Source organism: Microbacterium sp., from assembly GCF_044508325.1.
Lineage (GTDB): Bacteria > Actinomycetota > Actinomycetes > Actinomycetales > Microbacteriaceae > Microbacterium.
Genome location: NZ_JBIQHX010000006.1, coordinates 129,161 through 147,906, shown reverse-complemented (window position 1 = coordinate 147,906; position 18,746 = coordinate 129,161). Strand labels below are relative to the sequence as shown.

Genomic DNA, 18,746 nt, shown 5'->3' with positions numbered 1-18,746 from the left:
GCTGTCAGGCGGCGGGCTCGGTCGCATCGCGGAAGAGGTCGTCCTCCACCTGACGCGCACGGATCGGGTGCCCCTGGGTGGTCAGGCACTTCCCCGACTTCAGGTCCCAGCTCCAGTCGTGCAGCGAGCAGGTCAGCACGCCGTCCTCGATCTTCCCGGTCTTGGTCAGGTCCGCCCGCAGATGCGGGCAGCGCCGCTGCACGACCCAGTCCCCGAGCTGCGCGTCCTCGGTCTGGTCGGTCTGCTCGGCGTACCAGTTCTCGACGTACTCGATGCGGTCGCGCGAGAGGCACTTGAGGAACGTCGTCAGGAACTCGTTGAACTTGCCGCTGCGGCCCACCTCGAACTGCATCGAGAGGAAGATCGAGTTCGACCAGTCGATCTCGTGGTCGGCGATGTTCGTCGAGACGAGATCTGCGGGGATGGTGTACCAGTACACGCACTCCTCCCCCGCGTACTCGCGCACCTTCGCCTTCGGGAAGTCGACGACCATGTCCAGCTCGCCGATCCGGAACCGGACGTTGCCGCCGACACCGTTGCGGATCGTGCGTGCGCGGCGCAGCAGCGGCTCCCACCACTCCTTCAGGGCGGCCAGGATCTCCTGCGGCGGGAGCACCGGCGCGCGGCGCTGCTCCTCGGCGCGGATCTCGTCCTGCCGCAAGTCGCGCTGCTCGGCGAGGTAATCCCACTTGTTCCCGAAGATGCGCTCGATCTCCTCGTCGGAGTACAGCGTCTGGGTGATCTCGATCTCGCCGCGGTTGAGATCGACCTGTGTCCCGGGCAGGAACAGGTGGCCCTTCTGCTGCGGGCGCTGCTGCGCCATGTGCTCGAGGAACTGCCGCTGGTCGGTGAAGATCGCGTCGTCCTCGAGCCCGTACCCGTTGTATCGGAAGAGCTCCTCGCGAAGGAACATCGGCGGTCCCGCCATCGGGAAGACGTGCTCGGCATCGACCTTCTCGATGTAGTACATGGCGCGCTTGTTCTGGGCGTCGCGCTTGAGCCGCGCGAAGTTCTGCTTCGCATCCTGCGGCAGGTCGTAGACCATCGGCCACCAGATCGCCCCGGAGACCTGCGTGAAGTACGCCTCCGGCTTGGAGAACCCGAGCAGCTTCTCGAGGTCGAGCGGGTGCGAATCGTTCTGGTTGAGGATGCTGGCGGTGCCGTCGTCGACGCTGAGCGACGAGTCCCCGATGGGCCCGTCGCTGGGGGCCCGCAGCGGGGTCACCATGATCTTCAGGTCGCCGAACTCCAGCGGCACCCCGCCCTGGGTGTAGAGGATGTTGTCGTAGCCGAGCTTTCGCAGGTCGGTCTCGAGGTCGTCGGTCGGATACTCGGGCAGCAGCACGGTGATGTCCTGCGGGACATAGCGGTGCATGAGCGCGGGGTCGAAGTGGTCGCGGTGGCGGTGCGAGATGTAGAGGAAGTCGGCCTTGCCGAACCGCTCCCAGTCCAGGCCCCGGTTGTCGGGGAACGGGAACCAGGAGCCGAAGAAGCTGGGGCCGATGACCGGGTCGCAGAGGATGGTGCCGCCCGCTGTCTCGATGAACATCCCCGCGTGCCCCAGGCCCGTGATCCGCATGGATTCCTCCCGTTTCGATCAGCAGTCGAGTCTACGCGGGACGCGCCGGGGCGCCGGTTCGACAGGCTCAGAGAGCGGGAGGCTCACTCCAGCAGCCCGCGGATGTCTTCGGCGGTGAGCGCCTGCGCGAACATCGCGTCGTCGTCGACGACCGAGTGGAAGAGCCTCGCCTTGCGCTGCTGCAGCGCCATGACCTTCTCTTCGATCGTGTCGGCCGCGATGAGCCGGTACACGAGGACGCGACGGTCCTGCCCGATGCGATGCGCGCGGTCGACCGCCTGCGCCTCGGCGGCGGGGTTCCACCACGGATCGAGCAGGAACACGTAGTCCGCCTCGGTGAGGGTCAGCCCGAATCCGCCGGCCTTCAGGCTGATGAGGAAGGCGGCGGCGTCGCCGCTGCGGAAGCCCTCGATGACCGCGGCGCGGCGGCGCGTCGCCCCGTCGAGGTACGCGTGGCGGATGCCGGCGGCATCCAATCTCTCCGCCGCCAGCTGCAGGAAGGACGTGAACTGGCTGAAGACGAGCACACGATGCCCCTCCGCGACGATCTCGGCGACCCGCTCCAGCAGCGCGTCGAGCTTGGCGGAGCCGATGTGCGCATGCTTCGCGTCCACCAGGACCGGCGCGAGGCTCATCAGCCGGAGCAGGGTCAGCGAGCGGAACACGATGACCCGCGTGCGATCGAGGTCGTCGAGCAGTCCCAGCACCTTCTGGCGCTCACGCTGCAGGGTCTTCTCGTACAGCGCACGGTGCGCGGGGTCGAGCCCGATGCGCAGCTGCTGCTCCTGCTTCTCGGGCAGTTCGGGTGCGACGAGCTCTTTCGTGCGTCGCAGCACGAGGGGCCGGATGCGGCGGCGCAGCCGGGCAAGACGTGCCGCACGGTATGGGCCGCCCTCGACGTTCTCGGGCACCTTGCCCTGCTCGATCGGCGTGACGTATTCCTCGCGGAAGCGACGGGCCGAGGGGAAGAGCCCCGGAGACGTCAGCGAGAGCAGCGCCCACAGGTCGGTGAGGCTGTTCTCCAGCGGCGTGCCGGTGGCGGCGATGACCACGTCGGCGCGCAGGCGGGCCAGAGCGCGGTGCAGCCGCGTCTTCGGGTTCTTCGCGAACTGCGCTTCGTCGAGCACCACGAGGGCCCAGTCGACCGCGGCGAAGTCGTCCTCGTCGAGTCGCAGCACCGCGTACGAGGTGAGGACGACGTCCGGGCCGTTGCCGGTCACGCGGGTGCCGCTGGCCGTGGCGGTGCGGTCGACGACGCGCACGGTCAGCTCCGGTGCGAAACGCGCCGCCTCCGCCGACCACGTCGGAAGGACCGAGGTGGGCGCGACGACCAGGATCGGCCGCTGCTCTCCCGCTTCCCGCACGTGCGCCATCAGCGTCAGCAGCTGCAGGGTCTTCCCGAGTCCCATGTCGTCGGCGAGGATGCCGCCCAGGCGATGCCGCCAGAGGAATGCGAGCCATTCGAACCCGGCCTGCTGATAGGGACGCAGCGTCGCCCGGATCGCGCCGGGCGCCGCCCTGGCGGGAACGCCCGTCTCGGCGCGCATGCCGTCGGCGAACGCGCGCCACGCCACGGCGGCGTCGGACTGGTCGGCCAGGTCTTCGAACTCCGCCCACCAGGCCACCTGGTACCGGCTGACCCGCGGGCCGGTCTCCCACTCGTCCATGCCGGCCGCCTCGTCGATGAGCTCCTTGAGGCGGTCGAGGGCCGGATGGCGCAGCGAGAAGTACGCGCCGTCGGCCAGCAGCAGCTTGCGGCGTCCGAGCGTCAGTGCCCGGAACAGCGGCGTGAACGGAATCGGGCGCCCGTCGATGGTGACGATGATGCCGAGGTCGAACCAATCCGGGTCGGAGCTTTCCACAGTGGTCAGCGCCACCGAGGGGCTGCCGGTCAGCTCACGGTAGGTGCGCGGCGGAGCGTCGCCTTCGATGCGGACGCCGTCGAGCTCCTGCCACGCCGGAAGCACCCGCCCGGCGAACTCGGCGGTGTCGACGCCCCGCAGGCGCACCGAGCCCGAGAACGGGACGTCGAGGGCCGCCCCCCAGGCGTGCTCCAGCGCCGCGCGGACGCCCGCCTCGGCGTCGACGTCGCGGTCGCGGTCACCGTCTGCGGCGAACGGCAGGCGCGGCAGGCCGGGATACGACCACTCGATGCGCACGTCGACCACGTCGTCGCGACCGAACTCGGTGGTGACGACGGCGACCGGGTCGGTCTGCGCGGGAAGACGGATGCCGGCGGCAGCTGTGACGGTCGCGCGCCGCCTCAGCCGTGGGACGGCATCGCGCAGGAACTCCGCCCGCTCCTGGGCCGGGACGGCGAGCCCGTCTGTCAGCGGCAGCAGAGCGGCGGCCGCCGACGGAAGCTCGGCGGGCGCGATCGTGATGACGATCGGATCGGCGTCGATGGCCGCGGCGTACAGGCCGTGGTCGCCGATGGCACGCACCGCGGCGTACTCGATCGGCGCGCCGTCGACCAGGACCCGCGCGCGCAGGCGCAGCCCGTCGCCGTCGGGGGCGATGTCGACGGTGGCGACCGCGGACGCGGCGACGACCACCTCCTGGTGCTTCGCGGTCGCGATGATCGGGATGCCGGTGGCCGCCGCCGCGCGCAGCTGTGGCCACAGCAGCGGCGACTCCACCGCATCCAGCCGGATCCACTCCCCCGGATCGGCGTACGGCCCGAGCGAGCGGGCACCGAGCGCGATGCGGGCGAGGTCTGAGAACCAGCGCGCGTGGGCCGGGTCGTACGGAGCGCCGGGGCGCCGGACCGCGTTCCACGAGGCATCGCCCTTGATCCACTCCCCGGTGCGGTCGCTGCGCACCAGCGGGCGGATGCCCAGCGTCAGGTCGACCTGGCTCGCGGCGAGAGCGCGAGGCGTGACCGCCTCGACCCGCCGCGGCGCCCATGACCGGGCCGAGTACGGCTCGCGCTGACGCAGCTCCACGCCCAGCGCGAGTGCGGGGGCTGCTCGCGACGGCGCCTCGTCCAGCAGCGATCGCCACGTCGGTGCGGCCGCACCCCTGGGCAGGGGGTCGGGATGCGGTGCCGGCACGGCGTCCATCTTCGCAGCACCCACCGACAGCGTCAGCGCACCCGCGTGGGGATCAGGATGCGCGCGAGATCCGCGCGAGCACCCCGTGCACGAAGGCGCCCGAGTCGTCGGTCGAGAACTCCTTCGCCAGCTCCACGGCCTCGTCGATCGCGACCGCCGCCGGCACCTCGTCGTTGTAGAGCAGCTCCCACACGCCGATGCGCAGGAGCGCCCGGTCGACGGCGGGCATCCGGGCGAGCGGCCAGTCCTTGGCGAAGGTCGTGATCTGCTCGTCGATCTCATCGCGGTTGTCGATCACGCCGTCCACGATGTCGCGGGCATAGAGCCACGACGCCTGGCGCGCCGGCTCCCCCGCCGCGCGCCGCGCCTCGGCGGCGAGGATCGTGGCGACGTCGTCGCCGCGCACATCGGCCTGGAAGAGGATGTCGAGCGCGCGCTTGCGCGCCTTCGAACGGGCACTCATCGAGAGCGCCGCGTCAGTTCACGCGGCCGAGGTAGTCGCCGGTGCGGGTGTCGACCTTCACCTTCGTCCCGGTCTCGAGGAACAGCGGAACCTGGATCTCGTAGCCGGTCTCGACGGTCGCGGGCTTGGTCCCGGCCGAGGAGCGGTCGCCCTGCAGGCCGGGCTCGGTGTAGGTGATCTCCAGCACGACCGAGGCAGGCATGTCCAGGTAGAGCGGGTTGCCGTTGTTCAGCGCGATGGTCACCTGCTGGTTCTCGAGCAGGAAGTTGGCCGCGTCGCCGACGATGCTCGCCGGCACGCTCAGCTGGTCGTAGTCGGTCGCGTCCATGAACACGAAGGACTCGCCGTCGTTGTAGAGGTAAGTGAAGTCGCGGCGGTCGACGTTCTCCAGCTCGACCTTCGCACCGGCGTTGTACGTCTTGTCGACGGTCTTGCCGGTGACCACGTTCTTCAGCTTCGTGCGCACGAACGCTCCGCCCTTGCCGGGCTTGACGTGCTGGAACTCGACGACGCTCCAGAGCTGTCCGTCGATCTTCAGGACGACGCCGTTCTTGATGTCTGCGGTCGATGCCATGAGGGTGGGGTTTCCGTTCGTGAAGTTCGCGGGCCGAGCGGCCCGACTCTCGATTCTACGGGACGCGGCCAGGCGGCCCGCCGGCGCACGCGGCGGCGGGCATCGGGTCAGCCGTCGGCGCGCCCCGCGATGACGTCGATGAGCAGACGGGTCGCCGTGGCGTAGCCGGGCACGCCTTCACCGACCACGTGCACCACGGCCACGTCGGCGACGTAGGAGTGATGCCGGAACCGCTCGCGCCGGCGGATGTCCGAGATGTGCACTTCGGCGACGGGCAGCGCGACGGCCGACAGCGCGTCGCGCAGCACGACGGAGGTGTGCGTGAGCCCTCCGGGGTTGATCACGATGCCCGTGCAGTCCTCGCGCGCGGCGTGGATCGCGTCGATGAGCACGCCCTCGTGGTTGCTCTGCACGGCGCGCACCTCGAACCCGCTCTGCGCGGCGGTCGCGGTGACGATGCGCTCGACGTCTTCGAGCGTCTCGTGCCCGTACACCTCGGGCTCGCGTGTTCCGAGCAGGTTGAGGTTCGGCCCGTTGACCAGGAGAAGGCGGTGAGACGGCGTCACGCCGTCACGCTATCAGCGCACCGCGGCATCCTCGGCATGGTACTGCGCGAGCAGTTCGCGCTCGCGTGCCGCCTTCGGGAACACCCAGAACACGAGAGCGGCCCCGATCAGCACGGCGACGGCGCCCGCGATGTAGGCCCAGTCCTGGCCGGCGCGGAACGACTCCTTCGCCGCCTGGATGATGGCATCCGCATACTGCGGGTACTGCGCCGCCACCGACTCGGCACTCGCGAACGACCTCGTGAGCTGACTCTGAACACTCGCCGTGACCTGCGCGGCCTGGGCGGAGCTGCCGATCTGCGACACCATGGCCGCGGCATACCCCGCCGTCAGCAGAGCACCCAGGATCGACTGCATGATCGCACCGCCGAGATCTCGCTGCAGGTCGGCCGTGCCCGATGCCATGCCGGCCCGCCGCACCGGCACGGCGCCGGTCAGCGAACGCGATGCCGGCGTCCCGGCGAGCCCGACGCCGGCGCCGATGAGCGCATAGCCGAGTGCCACCGCCCAGTAGCCCGCCCCCTCGCGCCACAGCAGCAGCATCGTGAGGAACCCGAGCAGGATCGGCGCGTACCCGACCAGCATCGTGAAGCGCGCTCCGAAGCGTTCGACGAGCTTCGCCGAGCGCGGAGCGAGGAGCATCATGAACACAGCGGCGGGGAGGATCGCCGCGCCCGACTCGATGGTGGAGTAGCCGAGGACGTTCTGCAGGAACTGCTGGCCGATGAACATCGCGCCCATGAGCGCGCCGAAGACGATGACGCCGGCGATCGCGGCGACCCAGAAGATCGGGCGTCTCGCGACGTCGAGGTCGTACAGCGGGTTCTTCGCGCGTCTCTGGCGCCAGACGAACCCCGCCAGCGTCACGAGGGTGAGGCCGGCAAGGCTCAGCACGAGGATCGTGGAGTCGGGCACGGTCGCGTAATTGATCGCGACGATCAGCGCACCGACGAGGATCACCGACAGCAGGCCCCCGAGATTGTCGACCGGCTCGGTCGCCTCGTTCACATGGGCCGGGATGCAGATGATCGTCAGCGGCACCGCGACCAGGATCAGCGGGATGGTCACCAGGAACACCGACCCCCACCACAGGCTTTCCAGGAGCAGCCCGGAGATCAGCGGGCCGAGCGCCGAGATCGCACCGCCGGTGGCCGACCACAGGGCGATGGCGTGCGTGCGCCCCGGCCCCGACCACAGGGCGGTGATGAGGGCGAGGGTGGTCGGAAACGCCATGCCCGCGGTGATGCCTCCGACCACGCGCGCGGCGATCAGCACCTCGATCGAGGGTGCGAAGGCTGCCAGCAGCCCCGTCGGAAGCGAGAGGATCACCCCGAGCAGCAGCATGCGGCGGCGGCCGTGACGGTCGCCCACGGCGCCCAGCCAGAGCACCGAGGCCGCCAGGCCCAGCGAGTAGCCGATCGCGACGAGGTTCAGCTGGGTCTGCGACGCGTCGAAGGCGACGCCGATGTCGGGAAGCGCGACGTTCGCGACCGCCAGCGGGAGGTTCGCGACGGCGGCGACGATGATCAGAGTGGCGAGCACCGCGCCGGGGCGTGAGGGGCTCGTTGAAGCGATGGTCATGACGACCGCCTCTCTGCCGTGGATGCCGGGGCGCTGCCCGTGCACTCATCCTGCCGGAAGAGTGCTTCCCAGCGGCAGGTGGTCTTTCCGCCGGATCAGCCGGCGACCTCCTGGTAGGCGGCGAACAGCAGCGACTCGTCGGGCGCGGCGAGCACCGTCGGCCGGGCGATGTCGTCCAGCACGATGAAGCGCAGCATCCCGGCTCTGCTCTTCTTGTCGCGCTGCATCGTGGCCAGCAGCTGCGGCCATGCCCCGGGCCGGTAGGCCACCGGCAGTCCGAGTGCGTCCAGGACGCTGCGATGCCGTTGCACGGCATCGTCGGAGAGACGCCCGGCCAGCCGGGACAATTCGGCCGCGAACACCATGCCGATCGAGATCGCGGCGCCGTGCCGCCACTGGTAGCGCTCGGCGTGCTCGATGGCATGCCCCAGCGTGTGTCCGTAGTTGAGGATCTCGCGCAGCCCGGCCTCGCGGAAGTCCTCGCTGACCACCCGGGCCTTCATGTCGATGGCGAGCTCGAGCGTGCGCCGGAAGGAGGCCGAGCGCGGGTCCACCGCCGCGTCCAGGTCCGCCTCGACGAGGTCGAGGATCTCGGGCGCCCAGATGAACCCGGCCTTGACCACTTCGGAGTACCCGGCGACCAGCTCGTTGCGGCTGAGAGTGTCGAGCAGCTCGAGATCGCACAGCACCGCGTGCGGGGCCCAGAACGCCCCGACGAGGTTCTTGCCCTCCGAGGTGTTGATGCCGGTCTTGCCGCCCACGGCGGCATCGACCATGCCGAGCACAGTCGTGGGCACCTGCACCACGGCGACGCCGCGCAGCCACGTGGCGGCGACGAATCCGGCCAGATCGGTGACCGCTCCTCCCCCGAACCCGACGACGGCGTCGGTGCGGGTGAAGTCGGCCTGGCCCATGATCTGCCAGCAGAACGCCGCGACCTCCACGCGCTTGCCCGCTTCGGCGTCGGGGATCTCGGCCAGGAGCACCTGGCTGTCCACGCCCAGCGACTCCAGCAGCGCGGCGCGCAGGTCCTCCGCCTGGGCGCGCAGCGTCGGCGGATGGATCACCAGCACCTTCCGCGCGTCGGCGGGAAGCAGGCGCGGGAGTCCCGCGAGGATGCCGCGGCCCACCCGGATGTCGTACGCGCTCGCACCCGTCACCGAGATCGTCGTCGACTCGCTCATCCCCTGCCTCGCTCTCTCTCCTCGGCCCATTCCGCCACCTTGTCCACCACGTCCTGGAGGGGCCCGCGGGAGGTGTCGAAGACCGTGTCGGCGACCTCTTCGTACAGGGGCATGCGCTCGCCGGTGATCCGCTGCCAGCGCCGCACCGGATCCTCCCCGTCCAGGAGCGGGCGCCCGCGGCCGCCCCGGATGCGTCCACGCACCGTTCGGGCATCGACCGTGAGCAGCACGACGTCGTGGTCGCGCAGCTCGGCGCGGGTGCCGGCGTCCAGCACGGCCCCTCCCCCGAGCGCGACGACTCCGGCGGTGGCGAGCGCGCGCTGGACGGCCGCCCGCTCGAGGAGACGGAAGCCCGACTCGCCCCGCTCCGCGAAGATCGCCGGGATCGGCCCGTGCTCGGCCACGATCGCCTTGTCGGAGTCGATGAACGGACGTCCCAGGCGCCGGGCGACCCGCTTGCCCACGCTCGTCTTGCCCGCGCCCATCGGTCCGACGAGCACGAGGGCGCGGGGGTCAGCTGCGGTCATGCTCAGGCGCGGTCATGCTCGATGAGCGCCGCCTCGGAGGCGGAAGCGGTGCGCAGCGTGTCCGGCAGCGACGCGAGGTACGACTCCTGATTGCGTCGGGTCTCGGTGACGCTGTCGCCGCCGAACTTCTCCAGCACGGCCTCAGCCAGCACGATCGCCGTCATCGCCTCCGCCACGACCCCTGCGGCGGGGACGGCGCACACGTCCGAGCGCTGGTGATGCGCCGAGGCGGCGTCACCGGTGGCCACGTCGACGGTGCGCAGCGCGCGCGGAACCGTCGCGATGGGCTTCATGCCGGCGCGCACCCGCAGCACCGTCCCTGTCGACATCCCGCCCTCGGTTCCCCCGGCGCGGTCGGATCCGCGGACGATGCCGCCGCTGGTCGCGAACAGCTCGTCGTGGGCGGCGGAGCCGCGCCGACGCGTCGTCTCGAAGCCGTCGCCCACCTCGACGCCCTTGATCGCCTGGATGCTCATGAGCGCCTGGGCGAGCCGGCCGTCCAGGCGCCGGTCCCAGTGCACATGCGAGCCGAGCCCGGGGGGCAGGCCGTACGCCAGCACCTCGACGATGCCCCCGAGGGTGTCGCCGTCCTTGCGGGCGGCGTCGACCTCGGCGACCATGAGCGCCGACGTCGCCGGGTCGAAGCAGCGCAGGGCATCGGCGTCGAGCGCGGCGACGTCGTCCGGCCCGGGCAGCGGAGCACCCTCGGGGACGTGCACCGGGCCGATCGACAGCGTGTGACTGACCAGCCGGATGCCCAGCTCGCCGAGGAAGGCGCGGGCGATCGCACCCAGAGCGACCCGCGCTGCCGTCTCGCGGGCGCTGGCGCGCTCCAGAATCGGGCGCGCCTCGTCGAAGCCGTACTTCTGCATGCCCACCAGATCGGCGTGGCCCGGCCGCGGGCGCGTGAGCGCAGCCCCGCGGCCGCGCGAGCGGTCGGTGAGCTCGACCGGCTCGGCGCTCATCACCTCGACCCACTTGGGCCATTCGGTGTTGCCGATGCGCACCGCGATGGGACTGCCGAGCGAGAACCCGTGGCGCACGCCCGCCGAGAGGGTGAGCTCGTCCTCCTCGAACTTCATCCGCGAGCCGCGCCCATAGCCGAGCTTGCGCCGCGCCAGATCGGCGCGGATGCCGTCGAGCGAGACCGGGACGCCGGCGGGCAGCCCCTCCAAGACGGCGATGAGCTCGGGACCGTGCGATTCCCCCGCGGTGAGCACTCGAAGCATCCGCCCATTCTCCCATGAGCGTGCGCGGGTGCGTCTCACCCGAGGGCGGCGCGCATGGCCGAGAGCACCGCCGCCTCGTCGGGCAGAGGCTCCGCCGCATCCCCGGTGCAGAACAGACGCACCTGCAGGACCGCCTGGTGCAGCAGCATGCCCAGCCCGCTGATCGCGCGGCCGCCCGCCTGCTGCCACGCGTGGGCGAGCGGCGTCGGCCAGGTGCCGTACACGACGTCGTAGAGGTCGCCGCCGGCGGCCGCGAGGGCGTCTGCCGTGGCCGCGGAGACCGCGGCGTCGCCCGGGAGCGCCGCGACCGTCACCGGCGCCGGCGTGTGCGCGTCGGCGTCCATCGGGAGCGGCACGACGGTCACGCCGAGTCGGTCGCCCAGTTCTTGCATCGGCGCCACCGCGTGCGGTCGACGGGCGACCACCTCGATGCGCCGGGCGCCGAGATCGGCCAGGGCGACCAGCGCCGAGGTCGCCGTGGCGCCGGCCCCCACGATGCGTGCACGGTCGAGCTGCTCGATCCCGTGCTCGCGCAGGTCGCGCGTCATTCCGCCGACATCGGTGTTGAACCCCGACGGCCCGCCGTCGAGGCCGACGAGCAGCGTGTTCACGGCGCCGGTGAGCTCGGCGGCCGTGTCGCGGGTGCGCGCCGCCGCGTGGGCGAGGCCCTTCAGCGGGTACGTCAGGGACAGCCCGCGGAACGTGGGGTCGAGCTCGGCCAGTTCGCGGTCGAAGCTCGCCACCGTCACCTGACGGCGACCGTACGACCAGGGAAGACCGAGCGCCGCATAGGCGGCGGCATGCAGCGCGGGCGACCTGCTGTGGTCGATCGGGTCGCCCCAGACCTCGAGTGCCTCGCCGTGCAGAGACGGCATGTCAGCAGCCGGAGTCGGGGTTCTCGGAGCACCACTGCTGCATCTGCCGGACGTACTTCAGGTGATCGTTGTACGTCTCGGTGAAGATGGTCTCGCCGGTGTCCATGTTGACGGTGACGAAGTACAGCCACGGCCCGTCGGCGGGGTGCATCGCCGCGTCGATCGCGGTGTCTCCCGGGTTCGCGATCGGCCCGATCGGCAGGCCGGTGTGCGCGTAGGTGTTCCATGGGTTGTCATCGTGCTGCGCCTCTTCGGAGGTGCTCGCCGAGCCGTCGTGCAGCTGGCCGTAGCCGAACTGCGCGGTCGAGTCCATCTGCAGGTACCCGAAGGTCTCCTGGTTGTTCGGGTCCAAGCGGTTCTGGATGACGCGCGAGACCTTGTAGAAGTCGTCCTCGAAGCGCGCCTCGCGTTCGATGATCGACGCGATCGTGAGGATCTCCTGCCGCTTGTCCACCGGCACGCCGGCCGCATCCAGCGACTGCACCGTGCGGTCGACCATCGTCTGGATGACGTCCGCGGCGGTGGCGCCCGGATCGAACGTGTACATCGCCGGGAAGAGCCATCCCTCGAGGCTGTCGGCCTCGACGCCGTAGTCGGCCGGGTTCGCGGCGGCGGCCTGGAAGTCCTCGATGGGCATGCCGAGCCCCTCGGCGAGGACGGTGAGAGTCGCCGGGACGGTCAGGCCCTCTCGCACGAGCGCCGAGTTCTCGAGCTTGTTGGCGGGGTCCTTCAGCGCCGCGAGGGCCGCCTCGGCCGTCATCTGCTGCTGCAGCCGGTACACGCCGGGATAGAACGTGGGGTTCTGCGCGGTCTTGATGAGCATGTCGTAGAACGCCGAGCCGGTTTTGGTCACGCCGGCCTCGAACAGACTCTGGGAGATGGCGGAGGGGACGTCGCCCTCGGAGATCGTCACGAGCGCCTCGCCATGGGCGAGCCCGGGCTCGTAGTCCTTGGGCTCCTCCCAGCCCATCACCTCGCGGATCTTGTCCTCGTAGGTGTTCCAGGCCCACACGCCCGTCCCGGCGACACCGCCGACGATCACGAGCACGACGGCCAGGGCGATCCAGGCGCCGATGTGCCGTTTCTTCTTCGGGGGGTCGGCGTGCACATCCCGGTAGGCGGACTCGGCGAACAGATCGTCGAGCGTGGGGGCGGAGGCCACCGGGCGGGCGGGCTCGGGCTCGGTGGCGGTCAGCTGGGACGGGAGGACGGACTCGGACTGCGCAGCTCGCGGGGCGGCTCCGGCGGCAGCGGCCTCAAGGGCGGACGCTTCACGGGCAGCGGCCTCGCGTGCGGCCCGGCGCGACATCGGTGCGGGCGCGGATCGGGCCGCCTCCGCCGATGCGGGGCGAGGCTCCGTCGGCGGGACCTTCCGTCCCGCGTCGGCCGGGTCGCCGCTGCCGTTTCCGGCGCGGGGATCCGGAAGCCGCGCGAACAGCTCTGCGAACGGGTCATCGTGGGGGGACGACGGGTCTGACATCAGGTTTCGGACTCTCGGGAGGTGGACACCGACTCGCCGGGCGCAGCTCCAGTGCGCTTCTCCACATCGAGTGCCTGCTGGAGCAGCACGACCGCGGCGACCTGATCGACGATCCTACGCGACGAACGCTGGGATCTTCCGGTGTCGCGAAGAGCGGCGTGTGCCGAAACGGTGCTCAGGCGCTCGTCGACGAGGCGGACGGTGAGGGGGGATGCCTCGGCGACCGCCCGCGCGAAGTCGCGCGCGTCGCGGGTCGATGCGGTGTCCTCCCCGCGCAGGTTCAGCGGCAGGCCGATCACGATCTCCATGGCCTCGTTCTCCTCGGCCAGCGCGACGATGCGCGCAACCGGGTCGCCGATCTGGCGCGGCACGGTCTCCACCGGGATCGCGATCATCCCGTCGGGATCGCACCGTGCGACCCCGATCCGCGCCTGCCCGACGTCGACGCCGAGCCGCACCCCGCGGCGGAATCCATCCGCTGCCACCGGCTCAGGACCTCAGCGCGTCGCGCACGGCCGTCAGCGCGGCCGGAATGGCACCGGCATCCGAACCGCCGCCCTGGGCGACGTCGTCGCGGCCGCCTCCCCCGCCGCCGAGTGCGGTCGCGGCGGCCTTCGCGAGGACGCCGGCCCTGGCACCGCCGTCGCGGGCGGCGGCGGTGGTCGCCGCGATCACGACCGGTCGGCCGTCGGCTGTGCCCGCGAGGACGACCACTCCGGCAGCCGAGTCGAGCCGGTCACGCACCGCGAGCACGAGCGAGCGCAGGTCGTCGGCCGAGCCCACGGCGCCGATGTCGTCGATGACGGTCGTGAACGGGCCCTCCTGCGTCGCGTTCGCGGCGAGGGACGGCGCCTTCTCGGTGAGGGCCTTCGCCTCGAGCGCCGCGATCTTCTTCTCTGCGGCCTTGAGGTTCGCGGACAGCTCGGCGATGCGGCTCGTGAGCTGGTCGCGCGGCGTCTTCAGGCTCGCGGTCAGCTCTGCGACGATCGCACGTTCCGCCGCCAGCGAGCGGAACGCGTCCAGACCCACGAGCGACTCGATGCGCCGGTTGGACGCGCCCACCGAGGACTCGCCGATCAGGGAGATCAGCCCCACCTCGGCGCTCGAGGACACGTGGGTGCCCGCGCACAGCTCGCGCGACCAGGGGCCGCCGATGTCGACCATGCGCACGACGTCGCCGTATTTCTCGCCGAACAGGGCGATGGCTCCGGCGGCCTTCGCCTCGTCGAGGCTGACGATGCGCGTCTCGACGGCGAGGTTGTCGCGGATCGCGTTGTTCGCGATCTCCTCGATCTCGCTCTTGGTCTCGGCGGAGAGCGCCTGGCCCCAGGAGAAGTCGAAACGCAGGTAGCCGGCACGGTTGAGCGACCCGGCCTGCGTCGCGGACTTGCCGAGCGTGTCGCGCAGGGCCGCGTGGACGAGGTGCGTGGCCGAGTGGGCCTGCCGCGCCGCGCGGCGGTTCGCGGCATCCACCACCGAGGTCGCCGGCGCACCGACGGCGACCTCGCCGCTGCCGACCTCGACCGTGTGGCTGATCAGGCCGGGCACCGGGCGCTGGACGTCCAGGACCTCGAGCTCGTACCCGGGCCCGACGATGACGCCCTTGTCGGCGACCTGACCGCCGGACTCGGCGTACAGCGAGGTCTCCGCCAGCACCACCTCTGCGATCTGCCCCTGCCCGGCCCGGTCGACGGGGTGCCCGTCGACGAGCAGGCCCAGCACGGTCGATTCGGTCTCGAGATCGGTGTAGCCGGTGAAGACCGTCTCGCCGCGTCCGCGCAGCTCGCGGTAGACGCTCGTGTCCGCGAGCTGCCGCTTGCGGGAGCGGGCGTCGGCCTTCGCGCGCGTGCGCTGCTGCTGCATCAGCTCGTCGAACGCCGTGCGGTCGACGCTCAGCCCCGCCTCCTCGGCGATCTCGAGCGTGAGGTCGATGGGGAAGCCGTACGTGTCGTGCAGGAGGAACGCCTCCGCGCCGGCGAGCGTGGTGCCGCCGGCATCCTTCGTCCTCGCCAGCGACTCGTCCAGGATCGCCGAGCCCGATGCGAGGGTGCGCAGGAAGGCCGCCTCCTCGGCGACGGCGTACTGCTCGATGCGGGCGTAGTCGGTGGCGACGACGGGGTACGCCTCCTTCATCGCATCGCGCGACGCGGCGAACAGCTCGTGGAACGTCGGACCGTCGACGCCCAGCAGCCGCATCGAGCGGATCGCGCGACGCATGAGGCGTCGCAGGATGTATCCGCGGCCGTCGTTGGACGGTGTCACGCCCTCGGAGAGCAGCATGAGCGACGAGCGCACGTGGTCGGCGACGATCCGGAAGCGCACGTCATCCTCGTGGTCCGCACCGTACGGACGACCCGAGAGGGCGACGGCGGCGTCCAGCACGGGGCGCACCTGGTCGATCTCGTACATGTTGTCGACGCCCTGCTTGATGAAGGCGACGCGCTCCAGCCCCATGCCGGTGTCGACGTTCTTGTGGGGCAGCTCGCCGACGATGCGGAAGTCGTACTTGGACTTCACGTCGGCGATCTCGTACTGCATGAACACGAGGTTCCAGATCTCGACGTAGCGATCGTCGTCGGTGGCCGGTCCCCCGTCGACGCCGTAGTCCGGCCCGCGGTCGAAGAAGATCTCCGAGCACGGCCCCGCCGGACCGGGCAGCCCGGTGCTCCAGTAATTGGTGTCCTTGCCCAGACGCTGGACGCGCTCGGGCGGCAGGGTGCTCAGCCGCAGCCAGAGGTCGTACGCCTCGTCGTCCTCTTCGTAGACGGTCGCCCAGAGGTCGTCGGGGTCGAAGCCGAGGCCGCCCTCGGACAGCGGGGTGGTCAGCAGCTCCCAGGCGTAGCGGATCGCGCCCTCTTTGAAGTAGTCGCCGAACGACCAGTTGCCCAGCATCTGGAAGAACGTGCCGTGCCGCGGCGTGTGGCCGACCTCCTCGATGTCGAGCGTGCGCAGGCACTTCTGCACGTCGGCGGCGCGCGGGAACGGGGCGGGCACGTCCCCGCTGAGGTACGGGATGAACGGCACCATCCCCGCGATCGTGAACAGCAGCGCGGGATCGTCGGTCACCAGCGGCGCCGACGGCACGATCGTGTGCCCGTTCTTCTCGAAGTAGTCGAGGAAGCGCTGCGCGATCTCAGCGGTCTTCATCGAGCTCCTTCTGCGCGGCCGCACCGGGGGCGGCGATCCGCGCCTCCTGCTCGTGGTACGCATCCGCCATGCGGTCGGTGAACGCCGAGATCCGCGCATCCACCTCCGCGAGCAGCTCATGACCGCGTGGGTCCTTGTCGAGCAGGTGCGCGGCGACGAAGCCGCCGGCGATACCGAGCAGGAACCAGAACAGGCTCTTCATGTCACCACTTCCTCGCGTGCGCCGCGGCGCGGCGCGGCGCTCTCCATCGTAGGGGGAAAAGGGCGAAGGGCGCCGGGGTGGATCCCGGCGCCCTTCGCGCGATCGTCAGCGGCGCGGGTCAGCGTGCGGCGTAGTACTCGACGACGAGCTGGACGTCGCAGACCACGGGGACCTCGGCGCGCTTGGGGCGGCGCACGAGGCGGGCCTGGAGCTTGTCGAGCTCGACCTCGAGGTACGGCGGCACCGGCGGCAGCACGTCGGCGTGACCGCCGGCGGCGGCGACCTGGAACGGCTCGGTGCCCTCGCTGCGCTGCTTGACGTGGATGAGCTGGCCCGGCTTCACGCGGAACGACGGGCGGTCGACGAGCTTGCCGTCCACGAGGATGTGGCGGTGCACGACGAACTGGCGGGCCTGCGCCATGGTGCGGGCGAAGCCGGCGCGCAGCACCAGCGCGTCCAGGCGCATCTCAAGCTGCTCGACGAGGTTCTCACCCGTCAGGCCGTCCTTGCGGCGGGCCTCTTCGAACTGGATGCGCAACTGCGCCTCGCGCAGGTTGTACTGCTCGCGCAGACGCTGCTTCTCGCGCAGGCGGATCGCGTAGTCGCTGTCGGCCTTGCGCTTGGTGCGGCCGTGCTCACCCGGCGCGTAGGGGCGCTTCTCGAGATAGCGGGCGGCCTTCGGGGTCAGCGCCACGCCGAGCGCGCGCGACAGACGGACCTTGCGACGGTCCTGGGCCTTCGTTGCCACGAAGTCTTCCTTCCTTCACGCGGCCGTGACTGTCACGGCTCGCGGACGTATCTCCCGCTCCTCGCCCTGTCCGGACTGCACGCCGGGGCACGCCGGAAGGTCTTGTTCAGAGAAGGGGGATGCCCGAAAACTCCATTTCGAGCCGGTCAAGTCTATCAGAGCGGCCGGCACCGCCCGCAGCAGTGTCAGCGCCCGTCGACGATGCGGCGGATCTTCTCCAGGCGCGCCTGCACCTCACGCTCGGCACCCAGCGCCTTCGGCTCGTAATACCGCGTCCCCCGCAGCTCGTCGGGCAGGTACTGCTGCGGTGCCACGCCGATGTCGGTGTCGTGCGGGTACACGTAGCCCTTCCCGTGCCCGAGCCGCTTGGCGCCCGGATAGTGCGCGTCGCGCAGGTGCGTCGGCACGCGCCCGAAGCCACCGGCGCGCACGTCCGCCACGGCGCGGTCGATCGCGAGGTACGCGGCGTTCGACTTCGCCGCGGTGGCCAGGTAGGCGGTCGCCTCGGCGAGCGGGATGCGGCCCTCCGGCATCCCGATGAACGCCACCGCCTCGGCCGCCGCAACCGCGATCTGCAGCGCCTGCGGGTCGGCCAGGCCGATGTCCTCCGCCGCCGAGATCACCAGCCGCCGCGCGATGAAGCGGGGGTCCTCCCCCGCCTCGACCATGCGGGCGAGGTAGTGCATCGCGGCGTCGACATCCGATCCCCGGATCGACTTGATGAAGGCGCTGACCACGTCGTAGTGCTCGTCGCCCTGCCGGTCGTAGCGCAGCAGCGCGCGGTCGACGGCCTGGGCGACGTGCTCGGCGGTGATCACCGGCGCCGCGTCCCCATCGGCGGACGGGAGGGATGCCGCGGCCTCCAGAGCCGTGAGCGCGCGCCGGGCATCACCCGACGCCAGCCGGACGAGGGCTGCCCTCGCATCGTCGTCGAGGGCGATCGCACCGCCGAGGCCCCGCGGGTCTTCGACGGCCCGGTCCACCAGGAGCCCCAGGTCGTCGTCGGAGAGCGGCTCGAGCGTGAGCAGCAGCGAACGCGACAGCAGCGGCGCCACGACCGAGAACGACGGGTTCTCCGTCGTCGCGGCGATGAGCACGACCCAGCCGTTCTCCACGCCCGGGAGCAGCGCATCCTGCTGGGCCTTGGTGAAGCGGTGGATCTCGTCGAGGAAGAGGATCGTGGACTGCCCATACAGATCCCGCTGGTTCAGTGCGTCCTGCATCACCTCGCGCACGTCGCGCACCCCGGCGGTCACCGCAGACAGCTCCACGAAGCGCCGTCCGGATGAGCGGGCGATCGCCTGGGCGAGCGTCGTCTTCCCGGTGCCGGGCGGACCCCACAGGATCACCGAGACGGCGCGCTGCGCCCGGGTGTCGGGCGTGGCCAGCTGCACGAGCGGCGACCCGGGCTGGAGCAGGTGGCGCTGGCCGGCGACTTCGTCCAGTGACGTGGGACGCATGCGCACGGCCAGCGGCGTGCTTCCCTGGAAGAGCGCGGACGAGGTCACCGCTCCAGGCTAGCCATCGGCACGGACGGC

The 18,746-nt window shown here is 71.1% G+C and carries 16 protein-coding genes; all 16 read right to left on the bottom strand.

The window, feature by feature from the left end; genetic code table 11:
• Positions 1-4 precede the first annotated feature (4 nt).
• Positions 5-1,579, bottom strand: coding sequence for a Rieske 2Fe-2S domain-containing protein (locus tag ACIWQI_RS07250; protein WP_396656464.1), 1,575 nt, complete (start codon positions 1,577-1,579; stop codon positions 5-7).
• Positions 1,580-1,662: 83 nt separating this feature from the next.
• A complete protein-coding gene (locus ACIWQI_RS07245) occupies positions 1,663-4,641 on the bottom strand; it encodes a DEAD/DEAH box helicase (protein WP_396656463.1) in 2,979 nt (992 codons plus the stop codon).
• A gap of 43 nt (positions 4,642-4,684) precedes the next feature.
• Positions 4,685-5,095 carry a transcription antitermination factor NusB gene (nusB, locus tag ACIWQI_RS07240; protein WP_396656462.1) on the bottom strand — a complete coding sequence of 137 codons (411 nt, stop codon included), beginning with the start codon at positions 5,093-5,095 and terminating at the stop codon, positions 4,685-4,687.
• 13 nt (positions 5,096-5,108) lie between these two features.
• Positions 5,109-5,669 carry an elongation factor P gene (efp, locus tag ACIWQI_RS07235; protein WP_396656461.1) on the bottom strand — a complete coding sequence of 187 codons (561 nt, stop codon included), beginning with the start codon at positions 5,667-5,669 and terminating at the stop codon, positions 5,109-5,111.
• Positions 5,670-5,776: 107 nt separating this feature from the next.
• Entirely contained in the window at positions 5,777-6,235 is a 459-nt protein-coding gene (gene aroQ / locus ACIWQI_RS07230; protein ID WP_396656460.1) for a type II 3-dehydroquinate dehydratase, read from the bottom strand.
• A gap of 12 nt (positions 6,236-6,247) precedes the next feature.
• Positions 6,248-7,816 (bottom strand): MFS transporter, encoded by a 1,569-nt coding sequence (locus ACIWQI_RS07225; protein ID WP_396656459.1) that lies wholly within the window; start codon positions 7,814-7,816, stop codon positions 6,248-6,250.
• A gap of 95 nt (positions 7,817-7,911) precedes the next feature.
• On the bottom strand, positions 7,912-9,000 hold the full coding sequence (gene aroB, locus ACIWQI_RS07220; RefSeq protein ID WP_396656458.1) for a 3-dehydroquinate synthase: 1,089 nt from the start codon (positions 8,998-9,000) through the stop codon (positions 7,912-7,914).
• The gene (locus tag ACIWQI_RS07215) at positions 8,997-9,527 is read right to left on the bottom strand and encodes a shikimate kinase (RefSeq protein ID WP_396656457.1); all 531 of its coding nucleotides are present in this window, start codon (positions 9,525-9,527) and stop codon (positions 8,997-8,999) included. Before ACIWQI_RS07215 ends, aroB begins: the two co-directional genes overlap by 4 nt.
• A 2-nt stretch (positions 9,528-9,529) precedes the next feature.
• The gene (aroC, locus tag ACIWQI_RS07210) at positions 9,530-10,756 is read right to left on the bottom strand and encodes a chorismate synthase (RefSeq protein ID WP_396656456.1); all 1,227 of its coding nucleotides are present in this window, start codon (positions 10,754-10,756) and stop codon (positions 9,530-9,532) included.
• A gap of 35 nt (positions 10,757-10,791) precedes the next feature.
• Entirely contained in the window at positions 10,792-11,631 is an 840-nt protein-coding gene (locus ACIWQI_RS07205; RefSeq protein WP_396656455.1) for a shikimate dehydrogenase family protein, read from the bottom strand.
• A 1-nt stretch (position 11,632) separates the two neighbouring features.
• Entirely contained in the window at positions 11,633-13,111 is a 1,479-nt protein-coding gene (gene mltG, locus ACIWQI_RS07200; protein WP_396656454.1) for an endolytic transglycosylase MltG, read from the bottom strand.
• Positions 13,111-13,596, bottom strand: a complete 486-nt coding sequence (gene ruvX / locus ACIWQI_RS07195) for a Holliday junction resolvase RuvX (RefSeq protein WP_396656453.1) — start codon at positions 13,594-13,596, stop codon at positions 13,111-13,113. The genes mltG and ruvX overlap by 1 nt, the downstream gene beginning before the upstream one ends.
• Before the next feature lie 4 nt (positions 13,597-13,600).
• Positions 13,601-16,258 carry an alanine--tRNA ligase gene (gene alaS / locus ACIWQI_RS07190; RefSeq protein ID WP_396656452.1) on the bottom strand — a complete coding sequence of 886 codons (2,658 nt, stop codon included), beginning with the start codon at positions 16,256-16,258 and terminating at the stop codon, positions 13,601-13,603.
• Positions 16,245-16,460: a hypothetical protein gene (locus ACIWQI_RS07185; protein ID WP_396656451.1), complete on the bottom strand. Its 216-nt coding sequence runs from the start codon at positions 16,458-16,460 to the stop codon at positions 16,245-16,247. The genes alaS and ACIWQI_RS07185 overlap by 14 nt, the downstream gene beginning before the upstream one ends.
• A 118-nt stretch (positions 16,461-16,578) precedes the next feature.
• The gene (gene rpsD / locus ACIWQI_RS07180) at positions 16,579-17,208 is read right to left on the bottom strand and encodes a 30S ribosomal protein S4 (protein ID WP_396656450.1); all 630 of its coding nucleotides are present in this window, start codon (positions 17,206-17,208) and stop codon (positions 16,579-16,581) included.
• Positions 17,209-17,393: 185 nt separating this feature from the next.
• On the bottom strand, positions 17,394-18,668 hold the full coding sequence (locus ACIWQI_RS07175; RefSeq protein ID WP_396656522.1) for a replication-associated recombination protein A: 1,275 nt from the start codon (positions 18,666-18,668) through the stop codon (positions 17,394-17,396).
• Positions 18,669-18,746: the final 78 nt, after the last annotated feature.